Below are 648 nucleotides of genomic sequence, written 5' to 3' on the forward strand. Positions count from 1 at the left end.
AATCAGAATACGGCAAAAGATAAATAAAAAAATGAATGTAGTTGATAATACTTGTCATTTCGCTTTATTCGAGCTGCAACCGAGCTTCCGTCTGGATCTCGAGCAGTTGGCCACGCGCTATCGTGAGTTGGCGCGCGGCGTTCATCCTGATCGCTTTGCCGACGCTTCCGAGCGCGAGCAGCGTTCGGCACTCGAGCAGTCTGCGCGCCTCAACGACGCTTATCAGACGCTCAAGAGTCCGGCCCAGCGTGCACGCTACCTGCTGACCATCAGCGGGCATGAAGTGCCGATGGAAGTCACGGTCCATGACCCCGAGTTTCTTCTGCAGCAGATGCAATGGCGCGAAGAGCTCGAAGACCTCCAGGACAGCGCCGATCTCGACGGTGTCGCGGTATTCAAGCGTCGCTTGAAAGTGGCTCAGGAAGAACTCAACGAAAGCTTCGCGGCCTGTTGGGATGATGCAGCGCAACGTGAACAGGCCGAACGCCTGATGCGGCGCATGCAGTTCCTCGACAAGCTCACCTACGAAGTGCGCCAGTTAGAAGAGCGCCTCGACGGGAAACCCTGTGCCTCTCCGGGAGCAACACTGTGGTCGCGGTATGTGCTGATCACGATGGGGCTGCTGCGGATGGCGGTGGGCGGGGGGTG

General features: G+C 57.9%; 1 pseudogene. It reads left to right on the top strand.

The window, feature by feature from the left end:
• Positions 1-31 precede the first annotated feature (31 nt).
• Positions 32-556: pseudogene (hscB, locus tag ACIONG_RS29345) on the top strand (co-chaperone HscB); the annotation flags it as partial.
• Positions 557-648: the final 92 nt, after the last annotated feature.

This window comes from Pseudomonas sp. NPDC087817 (assembly GCF_044742875.1).
In the GTDB taxonomy this organism is placed as follows: domain Bacteria; phylum Pseudomonadota; class Gammaproteobacteria; order Pseudomonadales; family Pseudomonadaceae; genus Aquipseudomonas.